The organism is Pseudoalteromonas sp. R86517 (assembly GCF_042466295.1).
In the GTDB taxonomy this organism is placed as follows: Bacteria; Pseudomonadota; Gammaproteobacteria; order Enterobacterales; family Alteromonadaceae; genus Pseudoalteromonas; species Pseudoalteromonas atlantica.
The window spans coordinates 1,615,845-1,635,572 of the sequence record NZ_JAXHCB010000001.1; the positions used below are offsets into that span (position 1 = coordinate 1,615,845).

At 40.0% G+C, this 19,728-nt stretch carries 17 protein-coding genes; 6 read left to right on the forward strand and 11 right to left on the reverse strand.

Annotated elements, in window-relative coordinates:
• Positions 1-37: 37 nt before the first annotated feature.
• Positions 38-1,531 (reverse strand): BCCT family transporter, encoded by a 1,494-nt coding sequence (locus SJY38_RS07270; protein ID WP_377109496.1) that lies wholly within the window; start codon positions 1,529-1,531, stop codon positions 38-40.
• Between the two features lie 228 nt (positions 1,532-1,759).
• Between SJY38_RS07270 and SJY38_RS07275 the strand changes: the two genes are divergently transcribed.
• Both SJY38_RS07275 and SJY38_RS07280 read left to right on the forward strand, forming a co-directional pair.
• Positions 1,760-2,176, forward strand: a complete 417-nt coding sequence (locus SJY38_RS07275; protein ID WP_004587826.1) for an MgtC/SapB family protein — start codon at positions 1,760-1,762, stop codon at positions 2,174-2,176.
• A 169-nt stretch (positions 2,177-2,345) separates the two neighbouring features.
• Positions 2,346-3,530 carry a DUF1624 domain-containing protein gene (locus SJY38_RS07280; protein ID WP_377110200.1) on the forward strand — a complete coding sequence of 395 codons (1,185 nt, stop codon included), beginning with the start codon at positions 2,346-2,348 and terminating at the stop codon, positions 3,528-3,530.
• Between the two features lie 62 nt (positions 3,531-3,592).
• Here SJY38_RS07280 and SJY38_RS07285 read toward each other — a convergent pair whose 3' ends face one another.
• On the reverse strand, positions 3,593-4,618 hold the full coding sequence (locus SJY38_RS07285; protein WP_064385484.1) for an energy transducer TonB: 1,026 nt from the start codon (positions 4,616-4,618) through the stop codon (positions 3,593-3,595).
• Between the two features lie 335 nt (positions 4,619-4,953).
• The gene (locus tag SJY38_RS07290) at positions 4,954-6,861 is read right to left on the reverse strand and encodes a beta-ketoacyl synthase (protein ID WP_377109497.1); all 1,908 of its coding nucleotides are present in this window, start codon (positions 6,859-6,861) and stop codon (positions 4,954-4,956) included.
• A 124-nt stretch (positions 6,862-6,985) separates the two neighbouring features.
• Between SJY38_RS07290 and SJY38_RS07295 the strand changes: the two genes are divergently transcribed.
• Both SJY38_RS07295 and SJY38_RS07300 read left to right on the forward strand, forming a co-directional pair.
• Positions 6,986-7,996, forward strand: a complete 1,011-nt coding sequence (locus SJY38_RS07295; protein ID WP_054982430.1) for a GlxA family transcriptional regulator — start codon at positions 6,986-6,988, stop codon at positions 7,994-7,996.
• Between the two features lie 75 nt (positions 7,997-8,071).
• Positions 8,072-9,298 (forward strand): EAL domain-containing protein, encoded by a 1,227-nt coding sequence (locus SJY38_RS07300; protein WP_377109498.1) that lies wholly within the window; start codon positions 8,072-8,074, stop codon positions 9,296-9,298.
• A 44-nt stretch (positions 9,299-9,342) separates the two neighbouring features.
• Here the strand turns inward: SJY38_RS07300 and SJY38_RS07305 are convergent, their stop codons facing one another.
• The 3 genes from SJY38_RS07305 to SJY38_RS07315 are packed head-to-tail and all read right to left on the reverse strand — an operon-like array spanning position 9,343 to position 12,381.
• The gene (locus tag SJY38_RS07305) at positions 9,343-9,855 is read right to left on the reverse strand and encodes an MgtC/SapB family protein (protein WP_121637407.1); all 513 of its coding nucleotides are present in this window, start codon (positions 9,853-9,855) and stop codon (positions 9,343-9,345) included.
• Between the two features lie 17 nt (positions 9,856-9,872).
• Positions 9,873-10,982, reverse strand: a complete 1,110-nt coding sequence (locus SJY38_RS07310) for a peptidase C39 family protein (protein ID WP_377109499.1) — start codon at positions 10,980-10,982, stop codon at positions 9,873-9,875.
• A 4-nt stretch (positions 10,983-10,986) separates the two neighbouring features.
• The gene (locus SJY38_RS07315; protein ID WP_377109500.1) at positions 10,987-12,381 is read right to left on the reverse strand and encodes a RimK family protein; all 1,395 of its coding nucleotides are present in this window, start codon (positions 12,379-12,381) and stop codon (positions 10,987-10,989) included.
• A gap of 305 nt (positions 12,382-12,686) precedes the next feature.
• Here SJY38_RS07315 and SJY38_RS07320 point away from each other — a divergent pair, with 305 nt between their 5' ends.
• Entirely contained in the window at positions 12,687-13,025 is a 339-nt protein-coding gene (locus SJY38_RS07320) for a zinc ribbon domain-containing protein YjdM (protein WP_138578172.1), read from the forward strand.
• A gap of 164 nt (positions 13,026-13,189) precedes the next feature.
• Here SJY38_RS07320 and SJY38_RS07325 read toward each other — a convergent pair whose 3' ends face one another.
• From SJY38_RS07325 to SJY38_RS07345, 5 genes are all read right to left on the reverse strand, one after another.
• A complete protein-coding gene (locus SJY38_RS07325) occupies positions 13,190-13,684 on the reverse strand; it encodes a transposase (RefSeq protein ID WP_377109501.1) in 495 nt (164 codons plus the stop codon).
• A 198-nt stretch (positions 13,685-13,882) separates the two neighbouring features.
• Positions 13,883-14,359 carry a GreA/GreB family elongation factor gene (locus SJY38_RS07330; RefSeq protein ID WP_138578176.1) on the reverse strand — a complete coding sequence of 159 codons (477 nt, stop codon included), beginning with the start codon at positions 14,357-14,359 and terminating at the stop codon, positions 13,883-13,885.
• Between the two features lie 117 nt (positions 14,360-14,476).
• Entirely contained in the window at positions 14,477-15,409 is a 933-nt protein-coding gene (secF, locus tag SJY38_RS07335; protein WP_377109502.1) for a protein translocase subunit SecF, read from the reverse strand.
• Positions 15,402-17,240: a protein translocase subunit SecD gene (gene secD, locus SJY38_RS07340; protein WP_377109503.1), complete on the reverse strand. Its 1,839-nt coding sequence runs from the start codon at positions 17,238-17,240 to the stop codon at positions 15,402-15,404. Before secD ends, secF begins: the two co-directional genes overlap by 8 nt.
• Before the next feature lie 104 nt (positions 17,241-17,344).
• Positions 17,345-17,806, reverse strand: coding sequence for a hypothetical protein (locus tag SJY38_RS07345; protein WP_121637401.1), 462 nt, complete (start codon positions 17,804-17,806; stop codon positions 17,345-17,347).
• Positions 17,807-17,904: 98 nt separating this feature from the next.
• On the opposite strand from SJY38_RS07345, the gene SJY38_RS07350 reads away from it, so the two are divergent.
• On the forward strand, positions 17,905-19,686 hold the full coding sequence (locus SJY38_RS07350; RefSeq protein WP_377109504.1) for an ABCB family ABC transporter ATP-binding protein/permease: 1,782 nt from the start codon (positions 17,905-17,907) through the stop codon (positions 19,684-19,686).
• Positions 19,687-19,728 lie beyond the last annotated feature (42 nt).

The following is a 19,728-nucleotide window of genomic DNA, read 5'->3' on the forward strand; positions in this document are numbered from 1 at the left end:
GTGCGTCATCCTTTTATTAATAAAATGGGTTTAAGCCCTAATACTTAAATTCACTTATACACTCTTTTATAAAGCCCACCAGCTGTAAAATAAAAATAACTAAAAACGGTAAAGCGCCAATAATAGCAATAGTTCTGTTTAGTGGCTCATTATTTTGTACCAGTAATATAAAGGCACAAAGCCCAAGCGCGAGTGACCAACCATAAATACTCCATGCTTTTGCCTTTTTGCTATTTGTTAAATCACGTATTACTAATATCGCCGAATCGGCTGAGGTAACCACAAAAATAAGTAACAATAACAAGCTTGACCAAATAAGTACGGCGCCTTGCCAGCCTAACTGCTGAAAAAATATAAATAGCCCTTGGGTATAGTCGGCTTTAATGGCATCTAAAATACCGGCATGGTAGGTTTTATCCCATGCGATAGCTGAGCCCGAAAACACACTAAACCACACAATAGTCACAAGCGTAGGTAGCAACACTACGCTCAATATATATTGCCACACTGGTCGACCTTGGCTAATTTTAGCTAAAAACACGCCAACAAAAGGTCCCCACGCTAACCACCAAAAATAATAATTGTAGGTCCAGCCATTTGCCCACTCGGGGTTATTAAGTTGGCTTTGTAATTGCCATGCCCCTGTAAAAATAAGCCGTAGGTAATCCCTAGTACCCTCAATGGCAATAGCCATTATAGGCTGTATGGGCATTAACAAAAGCAGCCACAATAAAAGTAAAAAAGCTAGCCAAACATTAAACTTACTCAGCGTTTGAATACCTTTTTTAAGCCCAAGCTTGGCCGATATTGTATACAGCAATACAATTAAGCTGATTATGATAAAACCAGATACAAGCGCGGACTCTATCCCTAGGTTTATTTCAATTCCCTTGCGTAGCAATAACGTAGAGTTTGCAATTGTCCCAACCACACCAAAAAAAATGGCGAGCACGGCCACTAATTTAACAATAAAGGTAAGCCTGTTTTGGTATTTTATATTTATTGCGCCTTTTAATGCACTGATTACCGGTGCGCTAATATCACCACTGCAATGACTGTTTTTTGTTAAGCCACCTAACACAAGCCCAAATACTGCATAAAGAGCCCACGCATGCGCCCCCCAGTTAACCAACGTCAGCGCTAAAGCACTACTTACTTTGTCAGGGTAAAGTGTATGTTTTAAAGGAGAGTTGACTACATTCAACGCAGGCTCTGCAACTCCCCAAAAAATTAAACCCGACCCCATCCCTGCGGCAAAAAGCATAGAAAGCCAACCAAATAAGCCAAATTCAATATGGGCATTGTCACCGCCTACTTTTCGCCTCCCAAGCGGGCTTATGGCAATAACGATAACTGCAAGTAATAAAAAATTTACTAATAAAAAAAACGGCGCCCCTAAAAAACTTAAAGCGTTATTTATAAGCGGTTGCAAATGATTGGTGAGTAATTGAGGCGCCAAAAATGCAATAGCACAAAGAGTAAGGCAAAGTAATAACGCTGTTTTTTCAAGCTTGGTTGTATGTAAAGGCAAGTGAAATACTGTTTATTTATGTTTAATAATAAAATAATACGCACTTTGCATAATTAATTAAACGCATAGGCAGGGTTTATCTGTAAAAGCGTAAATTAACTATGTAAATGTTACCAATTAATTAATGAATGCATCTCACATTTAGATTTAACACATTGAATTTATATAATAAAATAAGCTGGCCTATAGGTTGCTATTAGTTTACACCCTTAACCAATAGAGACCATTATGGAAATTGATTTACAGTGGAACGAAATCATCGATAATTTAGTACACCTTGGCATTGCCTACATACTCGCACTGCCTATGGCTTACGACAGGGAGCGAAGCCACCATGGCGCAGGGTTAAGGACTTTTCCACTTGTGGCAGTTGCCTCATGCGGCTATGCGGTAATTGCTATGTCAGTGCTAGAAGGTGCAGAAGCGCAATCTAAAATGCTACAAGGGATTATTACCGGCATAGGCTTTATTGGCGGTGGTGCAATTTTAAAAAATAATAAATCTACATCGGGTACCGCAACAGCAGCAAGCATATGGAATATGGGTTTAATTGGTATAGCGGTTGCCTACAGCCGTTACGAAATTGCTATTTTATTAGCTATCATTAATTTTATAACACTGAGGTACATTAAAAAGTTTAAGTAATGCTAAGGTGTACCATTATGAAATTACTAAAAAGAAGATAAATTGTGAGTAACTACTGCAACCTAAATTAATGTAATAAATCAAGGCGCTTAAAAGCGCTCAAGCTCGCATGACGATACTATATAACATATAATATCGGCAAATTTATACAACGTATTTGAGCTTAATGATGTCGTCTCACTCTACAGCCCCTCGGTTACATCATATTGATTTATTGCGTGGCATTATCATTATATTTATGGTGATTGACCATGGTATGTATTATTGTCTTAATTACTCAGTAACCGATCCTATGGCGGTTCCGGGTACCAGCCCTGTTACTTTTTTCACCCGCTTTATTTCGCACTTTTGTGCCCCTTTATTTGTTTTTTTAGCAGGCCTTTCAGCAGCTGTTACCGAGCATAAATACGCTTCAACTAAAGCATTTTCTTACAATTTAATTATCCGTGGTTTGGTGCTCATCATTTTTGAATTTACCATTGTTTCGTGGTCATGGAGCTTTAACCCCGCTTTTCCAATGTTGTACGCACAGGTCATTTGGGCAATAGGCTGGGGATTTGTCATATTAGGCTTATTACGTTTATTAGGCATTTATGCAGTGCTAATAAGTGCTTTATTGTTGGTGTTTGGCCATAACCTATTTGATGGCGTAAGCTTTGAGCCAAATACGTTTGCACATACTCTTTGGTCTATTGCACATCAAAAAAATGTACTTGAACTACCTTTGGGCATAAAAATGAGAACAACTTACCCAGTTGCGCCCATTGTAGGTTTAATGGCTTTAGCTTACTGCGCGGGGGTATATTATAAAAAACACCAGTACAAAGCTCAGGTGATGAATTATGCAGCTATATTAGGTGCAAGCTGCCTTGCTTTATATACTGTGCTGCGCGGTTTTAATTTATACGGCGACACTTCAGTATTTACTATTCATACCAATACTATTAATACTGTTATGTCGTTTTTAAACCCGACTAAATACCCACTCTCATTACAATTTATGTTGCTAACCGTGGGCCTTGGGCTAATTGCGCTTAAACTTTTAAGCCATGTTAAAGCCGACTTTTCTCGCAACTTTTTACAAGTGCTTGGTAAAACCAGTATGTTCTCATACCTTGCACATTTGTATTTATTGCACGCTGTCGCTTGGTTGCTTATCCCTGTTTTAGGGCTTAGTTTTAGCGATATGACTTACGGCGACACATTAGTAGGCCTTCCACCGGGTTACGGTATGAGTTATGGCGCAACTTTGTTATTTATAGCTGTGGTTATAGGCTTAACCACTTTACTTGCAAAATGCTATTTAGGCTGGAAGCGCAATAATAAGCACACCCTAATTGCTAAATATATATAACAAAAACCCCACATAATAATGTGGGGTTTTTATTTAAGTGTTTATTACCAATAAAATACTTTTTATAAAAAGCTTTCACCAGTTTGTTTTAAAGTAACCGTTTGCGCCTGTGCACTTTTAATTAATAGCCCACAACGAATATCATTTTTTGAAATTAATATTTTATCAATCTCGTTGGTATTATAATCAACGACTTTGTTTTCACAGCGAAGTTGTACTTTAGATAACGGTTTACTCGCACTAAGTTCAACCGTACCTTTAGAAAGTAAAGGTAAAACCGCTTTTTCAGACTCAAGCGTTATTTGCTGATTTATAGCGCCAGAATTTTTATAAATGTCATTCACTTGTGCAAGTAATTGCGCTCTATTTTCCTCGCTAAACGTTATTGATTCAATATCGCCTAATGCATCAATTGCATCGTAAGCACGTACGTAGTCTTGTTTTGAAATAAACCATTGTAAGGCATTTTTAATAACGCGTTTTTTTATTTGATCCGGTAAGTTATCTCTAAACAAAAAGGCTTCATAAATAGACTTATCAAAGCTTTTCCAATCTTGCACAAAGTAGCTATGTTGGCTTTTAAGCCAAGCCAGTAAAACTATTTCGACTGTGTTTTTAGTGTGTTCGTTTTCAAGCTCAGTAATATACGTTTTAGCTTCATCGTACTTTTTATCATCAATAAGCTGGCTGGCTTTCTCATAATCGTCAAAAAACGCCGGGGATGCCTGATCGTTAGAAAAACTAGCATGTACATTTTGCGAGCTTACCGTAATAGTTTTCGCCGTAGGCACGGCACTGCCATTTATCTGTGCACTTTTATAATTAAGCTTAGAAACATAATCGAGAACTTCTCGTTGATATTTTTTTTGACCAAGCGAAGCCACAATTTCGATATCACTCACCTGGCCGTTTTCATCAACCACGTAGCTACTTAAATTAATCCCTTCTAACCTCGATGCACGCGGCGAGGTATTAGTAAGCTGGTCGTAGTTTTTATTAATAATTTCAGCAGCTACAAAATCATCTGCTGATACTGATAAGTGAGTAAAGGTTGAAGCGAGAGAAAGTGCTAGTAAAAGTTTTTTCATCGATATATCCATCCTAGATTATGTTTCTATTATAAAAACAAAGGTACTCCATAAATGCAAGTTAATCCATAAAAAACACGTCATTTTTTAATCAACTTTATACCAATCCGCTTCATTAAGTGATCTATTTTAAGGTTGGAAAACGTGTTTGTAGCTAGGTAAAAAATTCGCTATTTAATTATTCTAATTGAGAATTTTAACGCAGGTAGTGACATGTTTAGCCGCGCAAAATGATTCAGTATTACGGATTGGTATTATTATGGCTTTTATAATAAAAAATCATAGGCATAAAAAAAGGCGCCTTAAACAGCGCCTTTGGATTCAAGTATGTGTGCTTAAAACATATCTTGATAGGAGTTGGTTGCATTAAACGAAATTGCTTTATCAAAACCAGGAAGCTCTATGCCGTCCTCGCCAATTACAATGTCGTTATCGTCAATGGCGCCATCACCAAAACGATATACTAATTCGTACTTACCAAGGTCAGCTTGCGCTTTATAGGTGTTTTGCGCAGCAACAACGGATGTGTTTTTATCAGCGTAATCACTCATCGCTTTTTCACCATGACGCTTAGCAAGCATTTGTAGTGTTACTTTAGCGCTAAGTACAGTAGCAGTGGCGTTATTACCGCCAAAACCTTTTGAGTTTATAAAGGCTATGTCCATCTCGCCACAATCGTAATGACTGTTACGTATATCTAAGTGATCAGCATAAACATCGTCGGCAACTTTATCTATGGTAGTAATACCCGGCATAATATTATGGCTAAATACACCCAGCGCAATAGCGAGCTGATCGCCACTGGCGGGGGCAATTGTATGCCCTACATAAGCTTTTGGCGCCGTCACTTTCCAGCTATCAATGGCAAACGTTTGTGCCACTTTATGGTAAATAAGTGACTCTGTTACTCTATTTTGCGGCGTGCTAGAACCATGCGCTAAAATAAAGCTGCGCTTTTGTAACGCCTCTTTACCTAATAAACTTGTTGCAAGCGCTGCAGATTTGGCCATTGTAATGTAGTTACCAGGGCCCGGTGAGGTGATTGATTTTTTTATACCATCGGCATTTACAAATACATCCGGTACTGAGCCCATAATGTCTGCACCTAGTTCAAGTGCTAACGCATCGTCCATTAAAATGGCCACTTGTGCGCCTTCACCTAATGTAAAACCACAGTTTTCGCCAAATGGACGGCTACTTTTACGGTAATTTGGCTCTTGTTCACTGCTTAAATTATCTAAACGGCGCAGACCTTCAACATTAGCAAGGGCGCTCATATTACCAAAGCCTTCTACTACTTCAGGCGTAATAGCGCATTCAACACTTGCTACCACCGCAACACGTGTGCGCCCTGCTTGAATATCGTTTACTGCAGCGCGTAAGTTATATAAAAATGTGGCACATGCACCCGAGGTAGAAAACGTAGTACCTACATTACCTGTAACGTAGGCGTTTATAAAATCAGTCGACATCGTGTTTAAGCCAAGTGCTAATTGTTTTGTACTAACACGATCGCCCTGCTGGCGTGCTTTAACTAAACCGCCTAATCCTTTGTCGTCCATTTGGCCAATAACCGAGGCTGAATAAGTACCAATTTTATCTGGCTCTACGCTATTCATTATGCGTTGCCAATCAAGACCAGTTGACTTAATAGCATCGTTTGCTGCAAATATAGTGGCTTGCAAACCACGTGGCTGGTAACGGCTGTTATACATTATTGATGGATCAAACCCGGTAGGAAACTGGCCTGCCGATTTAATTGGGTTATCACGGGTAGAATCTAATTTTACATCTAGCTCTGCCGCTATAGTCACTTTTACTTTTTTGCCTTCAAGCTCTTGAACTTTCCAACTGGCAGGCACTGGGGTTGGTAAATCGCGTGCGCGCGTTTCAAACACAATTGCGTTTTCATCAGAGGACTTTAACGTCATCTTTTGCTGCCAAGGCGTGGCATCTGCGTCAAAATGTTCTTTTTCAATTTTACGAATAAGTGTGCCAGCAATAATTTGCTCACCAAAGCGTGCTTCTATGTCGCTTTGCTCAACATTATTACCGTTTGTGTCTTGTAATTGACCATCAACAACGCGTACTAAGTTCATTAATGTGGCGAGGCCTAAAAATGTTTCACTACGAGCTTGTGCGTTTAATGCGTCTAACACGATACGGCGGTAACCTTGATGAAAAGAAGTACGGCCAGCGGCGTTAATACCACCCATGCCTACTATTACGGGTAATGCTGTCATAATTAACCTTTAAAACGTGTTATGGGAGAAGCAAACAGTTTAATTGGATTAACCACAGCACTTTGTGCTTTAATAGCCAAATATTCAGCATTAAAGGCCAAAAAGTACTGGTCGGAGCATTCACATGCATAAAAAATCAGTAAACCCAGCGTTAAATATTGCCATAGCAGTGTACCCGCATTTACTTATTACCAGTTTAACACTGCCTATTGAAATGCTAAGAGCGGGTGAGGCTTATGCAAAAGGCCATTTAAGCCACACGGATTTTAGACCACTTAGTATAAATTTAATTGCTAAAAATAATGAGCCAATACAAAACCGTACTGGGCTTGCCATAGTCCCCGACTGCACCACACACAACGCGCCCTACAACGACCTAATTATTGTGCCCGGTATATGGCGAAACCCTCGTCCGGTCGTACGTACTAATAAAGAAGTGGTGGAATGGCTACAAGAAAGCTTTGAAACCGGCAGTCATATAATTGGTGTAGGCACGGGTAATTGCCTAGTTGCAGAAGCGGGCTTACTTGATGGGCACCCTGCAACAACCCATTGGCATTACGCTAAACAATTTAGCCACGACTACCCGTTAGTGCGCCTAAAGCCCGACTTTTTTATCACCCAGTCTGAGCGCATGTATACGGTGGCAAGTTTAAATGCCCTTGCCGATGTGATCGTACATATCATTAGCCAATACTATGGCAAAGCCGCTGCGCAACATGTAGAGCGTAACTTTTCGCACGAAGTACGTAAACCATACGAAGATCAGCGCTACCTTGAAGGCGCAGTTGACCGCCATCCAGATGAACTCATAGCGCAAATTCAGTTTTGGCTTAAAACTAATTTAGCCAGCGAGTTAAACTTACAAGAAGTAGCCGCCCAATTTAGTTTGAGTTATCGTACATTTACCCGCCGCTTTAAGCTTGCAACTAATCAAAGCCCTATAGAATATTGGCAACAATTACGGGTAGAAGGCGCTAAAGAGCTATTAGCTTCATCTAATTTAACGATTCAAGAAGTAGCACTTGAGGTCGGCTATAACGACCAAGGTCATTTAACCCGCGTGTTTAAAAAAGTGCTTAGCCAAACGCCAAGCGAGTACAGAAAAGTAGTACGAAGAAAACTATTTGGCTAATACAAAGCTGCAATTAAGTGGCTTTTTTCCTTATATAAATTACACTATTAGCTAAAATCCTAGCTAGGTTATTGTATGAGCGATGAAATAAAACAGCACCTTTTTGAACAACAAAATAATGGCTCTGTGGACGAAAAGTTATTAAGGTTACTTTCGCTTGTTCGCAAACATCTTAAAATGGATGTGGCGTTTATATCAGAATTTACACAAACAGATCGGGTTTTTAAGGTGGTCGATAATCATACCGATAACCACTGCGTATCAGTAGGTAATTCAGATCCTATTTGTGAGACTTACTGTAAAAAAATTTCAGACAACGACCTTGAACCAATAATTCCTAACACACATAAACACCCTATTACTAAGGCTATGCCGGTCACCAAAAAGTTAAATATAGGCGCTTACATAGGTGTACCGATTGTTTTAGCATCAGGCAAAACGTATGGTACCTTTTGCTGTTATAAAACCACATTTGATGACAACTTAAATGATAGAGATCTGGCTTTTTTAAAACTAATTTCAGAGCTTGCTACCGAGCTCATTGAACAAAGATCACAATCAGAGATCATAAGTAATGAAACAAAAATACTGATTGAAAATATTATAAAAACAAATGCCATCACTATTTATTTTCAACCCATTTTTAACCTAGCGACGAATCGGCTATCGGGTTATGAATCGCTTTCACGCTTTTTTACTCAACCTTACAAAACCCCCGATGTATGGTTTAAAGACGCCGACAACTTAGGGCTAGGTGAAGCCCTAGAAATTCTTGCTATACAAAACACCCTACACTGTATGGATGAACTTGCCCCACATGCCTACGTGACTATAAATACATCCCCTGCACATATATTATCGGGCTCAATTAATAATGTATTACAAAATGTTGATTGTACCCGCATTATATTAGAAGTCACAGAGCACTCGCCTATTTTAGATTACCAAGCTATGCGCGCGGCACTTGAGCCATTGAGAAATAAAGGCGTAAAATTAGCTATTGACGATGTAGGTGCTGGGTTTTCGTCTTTTCAGCACATATTGGAGTTAGAAGCCGATATTATAAAACTTGATATAAGCCTGACTGAAAATATAAATAACGACCAAAGAAAGTTTTTACTCGCAAAAGCATTATGTGGTTTTGCAAAAGCAATTAATTGTACGATTGTAGCTGAAGGCATCGAAAATAAAGAAGAGCTTCTCACATTGAGGCAGCTGAAAGTAGATAACGTACAAGGCTATTTTATTGGTCGCCCTGCGCCTATTAACGAGGCAATAGGGTACCAAGCAGTCACGCTTTAACTAATACTCCCATATAATAACGCCACTAAATTTGTGGCGTTAAATCAGTGGCGCTCTGAGTCGTTAAAGTCTTTTCGGTAGTAACGCTTTTGATAATTTTTTACTTTAGTGTGCACGCCTTTGCTTAGGCTTTTAAATTTTGCCTCCAGTACATCTACACCGTATAAAATACCAACCACCAGCACCGAAAGTTTAATGGCAGCGCCTAAATTGTCGGTGGCTATCATTACGCCAATTGAGGCAAGCACCCAAATGGTTGCAGCAGAGGTTACCCCTACTACAGCGCCGTCTTTTGCAAGCATGACCCCTGCACCTAAAAAGCCAATACCTGTAATTATTTGCCCTACTACACGCGAATGATCAATCACATCGCCTTGTAAGTTAAACGCGGTTGATAAAAACAAATACGTGCCCAGCGTTATGAGCGCAGAGGTACGAATACCCACAGGTTTACCGCGCAATTGCCGTTCTAAGCCAATTATGGCACCGCAAAAAGCGGCGGTGCCAATGGCTGCCCACGAATAAGGGGCTACATCAATTAAATCTAAAAAAGTCACTCTCTTTTATAAACCTATTAATTATTAGCAATGGCCACTGCGGTTCTTAAACGTTGGCTACCAAATGCTGACATTTTACTAAAATCACTGCGCGCTATAGGTACGTACTGGCAATCTATAGCGAGTTGTTTGTCGCTTCCTGGCTCGCAAAACGGGTCATGAACATACACGCAGTGCTCATCAAGGTGGGTAACGCACACCCAATGAGGTGATTTTTTACCATCAAAACTGTATGTGCTAATTAGTAGCAGCACACTAAAGCCTTGGCTTAACCATTGTTCAATATGCTCAAGCTCAACATCTTTATAGCTAAGCGGTATATTTGCCTGCGCTATACCCTCTACAAATTGTTGGTGTACTGTTGAAAGCACCACTTTTTTGTTTTCATTGCGTACGCCATCTAAAAACAAAGGCTCTGTGGTATTTACCATTACCTCGCTTTTAAAGCCGCGTTTATTAGCCGCCAACGCTAAACCAAACGGATGGCAACCACCATGACCCGATGTCATAAAAATGGTGGTGCCTTCACGCCAAAGTGCCAGCTCATGCGATTGGCTAAGCTCAGTTGTTGGCTCAAGTGCCCCCATTGCCATTAATAGCGCAGCAGGCCCACAGGTAAACTCGGTAGTTTGTTGGTACCACGGCGTTAATCGCGCTACTTTTAGCTCACGCGTTTGGCGAATATTTTTTTGCATTCGCAGTGCATCACTGTGATCGTCATAATAATCGCTATATTGGCCAAACACTCTGTAACCCAAACTTTTATAAAGCCCTATCGCACTTTCGTTATTTACCGCCACTTCTAAGCGAAGGTAAATACGCCCACGCTCACTGGTTTGTTTTTCAAGCTCAGCTAATAGCATTTTGGCAATGCCTTTGCCTTGCATTGTGGGTTTTACAGCAAGCGAATATAAACGCGCCAAACGCGTGCCTTTATGGCACCACACCAGCCCATAGCCGCATACTTGCTCGCCGTTGTCTGCAACGAGCAAAATACCGTGCTTAGCACTTAACCAGCGCTTTAAACTACGCGGGCTCAATTTATCGTTATTAAAGGAAGTATTTTCAACGTCAATCAGTGCAGTTAAATCACTGCTAATAGCCTTTCGAATAACAAGGTTACGCATGTTATTACCCACGGCCTCGCGCTTCTAGGCGTTGTTTAAATTCGTCCATAATGATCATGTATAGCTCGTCGCCTAAATAGCCATCTTCTACTTTGTGATCAATACTTGGATTGTCATTTACTTCAAGCACATATGCTTTACCTTGATGCTCTTTAACATCTACGCCATATAAGCCTTTACCCACAGTTTTACATGCTTTTAAAGCGGCATCTAACACGGCTTTTGGTAACTCAAAGGTAGGTAGCGTTTCAAAGCCACCAGAGAAAAACCGTTTAGCATCGTGATTATAAATTTGCCAATGATTACGCGCCATTAAGTAGCGACACGCATAAATAGCGCGGCCATTTAATACACCTACTCGCCAATCGTATTCTGTGTACATGTATTCTTGTGCAAGTACCAATGCGCTATATTCAAACAGCTCTGTTAGTTTAGCTTCAAGCTCACTGCGGTTTGCAACTTTAAACACCCCTTTAGAAAACGACCCTTCAGGCATTTTTAAAACCAGCGGATAGGTAAACGCCTCTTCTAATTGCTCAAGCGTTTGCGCTGATTGATCAGCCACTACCACCGTTTTTAAACTGGGCACTTTTTGATAATTAAACGCATCGTGTAAATACACTTTATTACAACAGCGTAAAATAGACTCAGCGTCGTCAATAACCACTAAACCAAGGCTTTGCGCTTTACTAGCAAGGCGATACGTTGGGTGGTCAATTGCTGTAGTTTGGCGAATAAATAACGCATCAAACTGGGCAATGTTGTCTATTTCTTCAAAGCTTAATGCATGAGCATTAATACCATGCTTAGCCGCTGCTTTTATAAAGCGGGCTATGGCGTCTTTATCGCTCGGTGGTACTTTTTCGTTATGATCAACAAGGATTGCCATGTCCCATCTAAAACGGCGCTGCACAGTACCAATGCGCCACTGGGTTTGAGTAAACGTATTTAGTTTTGCTACAAAATTGCTGAATTGTTCATCGTTTAAAGTGCTAAGCGAACCTTGCTGTAACAAGCCTTGCTCATCTACATATAAAATAGGCGCTGGGTATTGCTTAAATACCGATTTAGCCGCTTTGCTTTGTAATTCGTTTAAGGCATTACCAAAGTAAATTTCGCCATCAATAGAGCCAATATTTAACATAGGAGCTTGACCGCTTCGAAGCGCGTTTATTGTTTTAACGCTGGGTAATACTTGGTGTTTACGGGCCTCTGCAAGTAATGAGCAATAGTAACCTTTACTCAAGTATTGGCTTGAGTCGCATAAATTAATAATGCGGGTTTTAGGTTCATTATGTTTTGGGTAATCACGTAAGTAACTATTAAACGTAATTACATTGTCGAACGATTGAGCAAGTGTTTGCTCGTTGTTATCAACCACTATTAAGGTTTTAAACACGACTTTTCCTAGTTAAGTCAGAAATATAAAAAGCATGCCTAATAAAATACTCAGCACTATAAATAGAAACACCCAGCGTACTAAGTGGGCATTGCGCGTATCACTTAATACGATGGGTGCTTTAACAAATACCTACTGTAAGTGTTAGCGCTTAAATTGCTTAAGCGACATCTGCTTTATATGCTCTTTTTAAAAACCACACAAACGAGATATTTTTAGCGTGAAGATAAAAAATATTGATTAACTATATTTTCCTATTAATGCAGATTAAAATACGCAAAATTACTATTTTATGAGCGTTATAAATGTCACACCCTACCTGCCCACAGTGCCAATCTGAATATGTTTACGAAGACCAACAACTGCTTATATGCCCTGAATGCGCCTATGAATGGAACCCAAATAGTACAAGCGATGAAGGCGCAATTTTAGTTAAAGATGCCAACGGCACTTTACTTACTGATGGCGATAAAGTAACCGTAGCCAAAGATTTAAAAATAAAAGGCAGCTCACAAGTTATTAAAATCGGTACTAAAGCGGTCGTTAGGCGTGTGCTTGATAAAAAAGATCACGAGCTAGATTGCAAAGTAGATGGTATTGGCGAAATGATGGTAACAGCGAAGTTTGTGAAAAAGGCTAACTAGTTGGGTAGGTCGGATAAATGGCGAAGCCATGCCATCCGACGCGTAATAAAGGCCGAAATTATTTCATTTAACAAAAACTTTTGTACAAAATTAAAGTGTATTATGAAGCTATAGCTTTGTCGGATGGCGCTTCGCTTATCCGACCTACGAAATATTTATATTTTTTATCCGCACCAATTATTTGCATAAATGCCTTGTTTCACGGCTCTATGAAAACTTGAATAAGGCCAATCAGCTACTTGACTAACTAGGCCATGTTTTAACGGATTAAAATGAACATAGTTAACATGATGCCAATAATCATTATCATCCCTAATAGTATGTTCCCAAAAACGGCGCTGCCAAATTCCACGTTCATTTTTACGCTTCCGTGTTTGAGTTAAAAACTCTGTCTTTGGGAGTGATTTTGAAAATCGCTTTTTAATTTCTCGCCAGCGAGTCGAATAATCCACATCATCATCTGGTAAAGTTAAAACTGCATGAAGGTGATCGGGCAGCACAACCCATGCATCTATATAAAATGGCCTTTGAGATTTAACAAAACGGATAGACTCTCTTAATAAATCGATATGCTCAACCAACAACGATTTATTCCTATCGAGCAAATTAACTGTAAAAAAGTACGTCCCACCTTTTACATAATTACGACGATATTGCATTGCATATCCATTGTATTATTTGTTACGCATTAGATAAATAAAGCGCAATTTTAGGATATTTACAACATTGACGTAGGTCGGATAAATGGCGAAGCCATGCCATCCGACAATTAATTTATAAGTATAAGCGTTTATTGTATTGATATGGTTTTGTCGGATGGCGCTTCGCTTATCCGACCTACATATAAAACCAATGCTTTATAAAATCTCTACCACATCATATTCATGGTTTTTTCCTGCAATGGTTAGGCTTACTTCATCATCAAGTTGTTTGCCTAAAAGTTGTTTACCTAGCGGTGCTTCTGGTGTAACAACTTGAATAGTCAGCCCTTTTACTTCAACCGTTAAACCGCCTGCGGCTGGGCCTAAGTAAAACCATTTTTGTAAGGCGTTTTCATCTTCTAGGCAAACGAGAGAGCTTATAATCACTTTTTTGTAAGTGGGCTCTTTAAAAATGGCTTCAAATTGTTTAATACTTTTGTAGCAATCGTTTACACGCTCGGCTTGGCCTTGTGCTAAATAAGCGGCCTCGAGTCCTAGGGTGTCGTATTGCGTTTCTGCAACGCTTTCTTCGTGAGTGGCGGCGTCGTGCGCGGCTTTGGCAGCTTGTTTTGCACTGTTTAATTGTGCTTCGAGTGCAAATTTAAGGTGTTCTATTACGTGGGATTTATTCATGAAAGGCGCTAATAACCAATACGGTAAACTATGTGATTAATTTTACCGTTATAAGGCGCTTAAAACCATTATTTTAAGCGCCTGTGTTTTAATGCAGATTTTTAAAAGCATTTATTGCTAGGGCATATCGAGCAACGCTTGCGTTTCTGCATCTTGTTTTTCTTCGTAATTTTTAGCACTTAACCCTAAAAGCTCAGGTAAAGTAGCCGCAATACAAATAGATGAGAACGTACCGACTACAATGCCAGTAAATAGCGCGATGGCAAAGCCTTGTAATGGCGCACCAGCGAGGAGCCAAACACTTGCAACTGTAGCAAGCGTGGTGCCCGATGTAATAAGCGTACGCGTTAAGGTACTTTTTATGGCGTTGTTAATAATACTTGCGGGGCTAAGCGCATTATTAGATTTAACACGTAAAAGCTCGCGTACTCTATCGCCTACTATTATAGAGTCGTTAAGTGAATAACCTATAATGGCCAGCAAACTGGCAAGTACCGTTAAATTAAACTCAATATTTAATAGCGAAAATAGCCCCAGTACCAGTAATAAATCATGCACTAGCGCAACCACAGAGCCAACAGCTAAACGCCATTCAAACCGTACAGCTAAATAAAGCATTACTGCAACCATGGCTGAAAATAGCGCTAAACAACCTTGTTCAAACAGTTCATCACCCACTTGCGAGCCAATATATGCTGATGATAAAACCTCGGCGTTAATGTCTGCATTTTGTGTAATGGCGCTTTGCCAATCACTACTATTTGCTGTTGAACCGCTGGGCGCTTCGCGTAGTTGAAAGTGATTATTACCTTGTGCGGTTAGTTCAAACTCGCCATTGTGATTTTTAGTAATAAATTGCTCAAGTTGTTTTAGCTCAACACCTTGGCTGGTGGTAAATTCTGTTAGGTAACCACCGGTAAAGTCGAGCCCAAAATTAAGCCCTTTTTGACTAAGCGTAAATACCGATAGCAGTACAAGTATGGCGCTCAAAAGCATGCCCGAAAAACGCAGACGTGTACCCGCCTTGCCCTTTAAAAAAGTGTTAAGCATGTGCATTTACTCCTGCTTTTTTAGCCATTTTTAAATATACCGTTTGGCTTAGTACTTTTGATACGTACACGCCAGTAAATACCGAGGTTATTAAGCCAAGTGCCAATGTTATGGCAAAACCTTTAACAGGGCCGTAACCTATTCCATATAAAATAAGCGCGGTGATCATGGTGGTTATATTGGCATCAAATATGGTGTTAGCGGCCTGCTTGTAACCTTCTTGAATAGCTTGATAAGCAGAGCGACCTTTTCTACGCTCTTCTTTTATTCGCTCAAATATAATAACGTTGGTATCTACCGCCATACCAATGGTAAGTACCAGCCCGGCAATACCCGGAAGTGTTAACACAACCCCTGGTAATAACGACATTAGCCCCACAAGCGACGTTAAGTTTAATAACAGCGCTACGTTTGCAATAAGCCCTAAGCGGCGATACCACATTGCCATAAAGGCAAGTGTAATACCCATTCCCAGCATCAATGCGGCCAAGCCGTTAGTTATATTTTCTTGACCTAGGCTTGGGCCAATTGTTTGCTCGTGCACAATAGTAACCGGTGCTGTTAGCGAGCCTGCGCGTAATAATAGTGCTAAATCGGCCGCTGCTTGTTGGCTTTTCATATTGGTAATACTAAAACGTGAACTTAAATGCTGCGCAATATTTGCCACATTTATAACTTCGCTTTTTTTAACCGTTTCACCTTTAGCATTTTGAGAGTACTCAGAGTAAACCGTGGCCATAGGCTTACCAATATTCGCTTTTGAAAACGACGACATGGCATCGCCGCCTTGCCCATCAAGGCTAAGTTGCACAAGGGGTTTACCCCAATCGTCGCGCCCTATGGTGGCATTATTAATATGCTCACCGGTAAAAATTGGCACAGGATCAAGTTTGATGGTCCCGCCAGATTGCATATCAAATGTTTGCCCACCGATTTCTTTTAACTGATAAAACCCAAGTGATGCAGTTGCGCCTATAATGCGCTTTGCCTCTGTTGGGTCTTGCACGCCAGGTAGCTCTATGCGTATACGGTTTTTACCTTGGCGCTGAGTGACGGCTTCGGTAATGCCTAATTCTTCTATGCGTGAGCGAAGCGTTGTGAGCGTTTGACTCATTACTTCTTTATCAAAGTTGCTTCGCCCTTGCTCTGAATAGGTGAATTTTGCATTTTTAATATCACCATTACTGGTTGTTGAAACTGCTAAATTAGCAAATCGACTTTGTAGCTCATTAATTACCGGGGTAAGTTTTTTTGCTCCATTTGGGTGAGCATTTATTTCAAAGCCGTGCCCTGTTTGCAGCACTTTAAGGCCGTGCGCTTTTTGCTTAATAATAATTGATTTTGCTTGCTGATACGCACTGACTAATTGCTCATCAATTGCTTTATCTAAATCTACGTCGAGTACAAATAACACACCGCCGTTTAAATCTAGTCCCAATTTTATTGGTGATAAACCAAATTCTTGCAGCCAAAGTGGGCTCGTTGCATGCTCTACAATTTTAACTTGCGTGTGTGGGTATTGTGCCTTTATAGCCGCTTGCGCTTGTGCGCTTTTAGTTGGCTCGTTTAACAAAATATTTATAGATGTTTGATTATTGAGCCCTTGCTTAACTTTTAAGCCTTGGTTATTTAAAAAAGTAACTAATGCATTAGTACTTGACACAACTTGTGTTTCGCTATGAGGTGCATTTCTTACATGTAACCACGATTTATTTGGGTATAAGTTGGGTAATGCGCTAATGGCTAATAAAACCAGCACAATAAGCATGGCTATATAGCTTAATTTAAATTTAGCCATAAACGGCTTGTGATCTTTTTTTACACTTAACATGGTGTTTCCTTATTACCAGAACCGGTAACGTACTTTTTAAAAGCACAATTAATCTCAAGGCTTAAACATAAAACGTTAAAACCTAATAAAATTAAATAAGAAAATTAAGCGTGGTAGGTACTTACGGCGGTATAGAGTAAATTAGCGTCTTTCCAGCCGCTGAGTCGCGACTTTTTGCTATGTGTTACAAGTGTATACCATGGCTGTTGGGCAATAAACGCGTTGGGGCTTAGGTATATTTCTCTAAAAAGGGTGTGTGCAAAAAATTCAAATACAACGTCGTATTCAGGCTCACTTTGCGCGACATGTAAAAATAACAAAGAATTACTAGCCGTTAACCTAGGTTGATGAGCGTCAAACCCTGTTTGATGTGTTTTTTTGTGCTCACTTCCCTTTACTGATGTTGATATAGGCAGCGTTTTAGCTAACTCAACGCTATCAGCAAACACACTCAATGAGGTGGTTACAGTGTTTAATTTATGTGTTGCGCACTGCGCACTACTTTGAACACTAAAAAGCGCACAAAACAGCAAAAAAGCAGATATAAACACACGAACGTTAAACATGGTTGCGTCAAACTAAAATAAGGGATGCGTAGTATATATGGGCAAGTATTTAAAATACAATGCATATTAATTAAGTATTTATTTGACTGAGATCCGTAATGCGCTCTAAACACAGTACTATAAAACGCGCCGATGCAATGACCTTAAAACAAAGCATTAAAACGCTGTGGCCATACATTACTAAATTTAAAGGGCGCGTACTTTTAGCCCTTTTAGCGCTTATAGGAGCTAAAGGCGCAACTCTTTTAATGCCTTGGGCATTAAAAGAAATTATCGACTCGGTTGATAAATCAATTAATCCAGTTTTAGTTATCCCTGCATTACTATTGCTTATGTATGGTGGGCTTAGGTTTGCCAGCGTGTTTTTAGGCGAAGTAAGAGATGCGGTGTTCTCTCGTGTGACAGAGCACGCGATGCGTGATATTGGGTTAAAAGTATTTAAACATTTACACTCGCTAGAGCTTGCTTTTCATCTCGATAGGCAAACAGGTGGAATAAGCCGTGATATAGAGCGTGGTACTAGTGGGCTGAGCTTTTTAATGCGTTTTTTAATGTTTAATATTGTCCCCACCCTTTTTGAAATACTGACCGTTGCTATTATTTTTGGCTCGCTATTCTCTATTTGGTTTGCATTAATAACTTTATTAGCGGTTGCTATTTATATTACCTTTACTGTAACAGTAACGCAGTGGCGAAACCGCTTTATACGTGAGGCAAACGCCGCCGATAATCTTAGTAATACGCGCGCCATAGACAGCCTGCTTAACTACGAAACTGTAAAATATTTTAATAACGAAGAATTTGAAGCTAAAACATACGACTCTTTTTTAGCAAATTGGGAAACCGCCCGTTTAAAAAATAGAATGTCGTTGCTTGCGCTTAATTCAGGCCAAGCGTTAATAATTGCAAGCGCTATTACAGCGCTAATGTGGTTAGGTGCCAAAGAAGTGGTAACGGGCGCTCTAACAATTGGCGAACTTGTAATGATAAACGCCTACATGATCCAATTATTTTTGCCGCTTAACTTTTTAGGATTTGTTTATCGAGAAATAAGGCGCGCCCTAACCGATTTAGAAAACATGCTGGGCTTACTTAATAAAAAACCACAGGTAACGCAGCGACCCCATGCTCAACACCTTTGTGTTAGCAAAGGAAATATAGCCTTTAATAATGTCAGTTTTAGTTACGATGCCAGCCGCCCTATTCTTAGTAATATTAGCTTTCAAGTTAAAGCAGGCAGTAAGGTTGCCGTTGTAGGTGCAAGTGGTGCAGGTAAAAGCTCGTTGGCGCGGTTACTTTATCGCTTTTACGATATTAGCGCGGGCAGTATAACCATAGATAACCAAGCTATAGACTCCGTCACCCTCGATAGCCTGCGTAAAGCCATTGCTATAGTGCCACAAGACACCGTGCTATTTAACACCAGCATACGCGAAAACATTGCCTATGGCAGACCCACAGCAAGCGATAATGAAATAGATAAGGCAATAGAAATGGCCCATTTAAAAGACTTTATTTCAACTTTAGCGCAAGGCGATAAAACGTTGGTAGGCGAGCGCGGTTTAAAAGTATCTGGCGGCGAAAAACAACGTATTGCAATTGCACGTGCAATTTTAAAGCAATCTCCTATTTTAATTTTTGATGAGGCAACCTCGGCGCTCGACTCGCACGCGGAGCAAGCCATTTTAAAGGCAATGCGCGATGTAACTCAAAACCACACCAGTATTGTGATTGCACACCGGCTATCAACTATAGTTGATGCCGATAACATATTAGTATTTAAAAAGGGCGAACTAGTTGAGCAAGGCACACATTCAGCGCTTTTATTACAAAACGGACAATACGCTCAAATGTGGCAATTACAGCAGCAGGAAGATTAATTAACGCCATTTACTGGCGATACTGCGGCTTTACCTTTAGAA

Bases quoted from the DNA above. Each gene is read 5' to 3' on its own strand.
- SJY38_RS07345 (WP_121637401.1), bottom strand. From the start codon at position 17,806: ATGTTTAACGTTCGTGTGTTTATATCTGCTTTTTTGCTGTTTTGTGCG.
- SJY38_RS07285 (WP_064385484.1), bottom strand. From the start codon at position 4,618: ATGAAAAAACTTTTACTAGCACTTTCTCTCGCTTCAACCTTTACTCAC.
- SJY38_RS07300 (WP_377109498.1), top strand. From the start codon at position 8,072: ATGAGCGATGAAATAAAACAGCACCTTTTTGAACAACAAAATAATGGC.
- SJY38_RS07320 (WP_138578172.1), top strand. From the start codon at position 12,687: ATGTCACACCCTACCTGCCCACAGTGCCAATCTGAATATGTTTACGAA.
- SJY38_RS07290 (WP_377109497.1), bottom strand. From the start codon at position 6,861: ATGACAGCATTACCCGTAATAGTAGGCATGGGTGGTATTAACGCCGCT.
- SJY38_RS07310 (WP_377109499.1), bottom strand. From the start codon at position 10,982: ATGCGTAACCTTGTTATTCGAAAGGCTATTAGCAGTGATTTAACTGCA.
- SJY38_RS07275 (WP_004587826.1), top strand. From the start codon at position 1,760: ATGGAAATTGATTTACAGTGGAACGAAATCATCGATAATTTAGTACAC.
- secF (WP_377109502.1), bottom strand. From the start codon at position 15,409: ATGCTTAACACTTTTTTAAAGGGCAAGGCGGGTACACGTCTGCGTTTT.
- secD (WP_377109503.1), bottom strand. From the start codon at position 17,240: ATGTTAAGTGTAAAAAAAGATCACAAGCCGTTTATGGCTAAATTTAAA.
- SJY38_RS07330 (WP_138578176.1), bottom strand. From the start codon at position 14,359: ATGAATAAATCCCACGTAATAGAACACCTTAAATTTGCACTCGAAGCA.
- SJY38_RS07295 (WP_054982430.1), top strand. From the start codon at position 6,986: ATGCATAAAAAATCAGTAAACCCAGCGTTAAATATTGCCATAGCAGTG.
- SJY38_RS07325 (WP_377109501.1), bottom strand. From the start codon at position 13,684: ATGCAATATCGTCGTAATTATGTAAAAGGTGGGACGTACTTTTTTACA.
- SJY38_RS07280 (WP_377110200.1), top strand. From the start codon at position 2,346: ATGTCGTCTCACTCTACAGCCCCTCGGTTACATCATATTGATTTATTG.
- SJY38_RS07350 (WP_377109504.1), top strand. From the start codon at position 17,905: ATGCGCTCTAAACACAGTACTATAAAACGCGCCGATGCAATGACCTTA.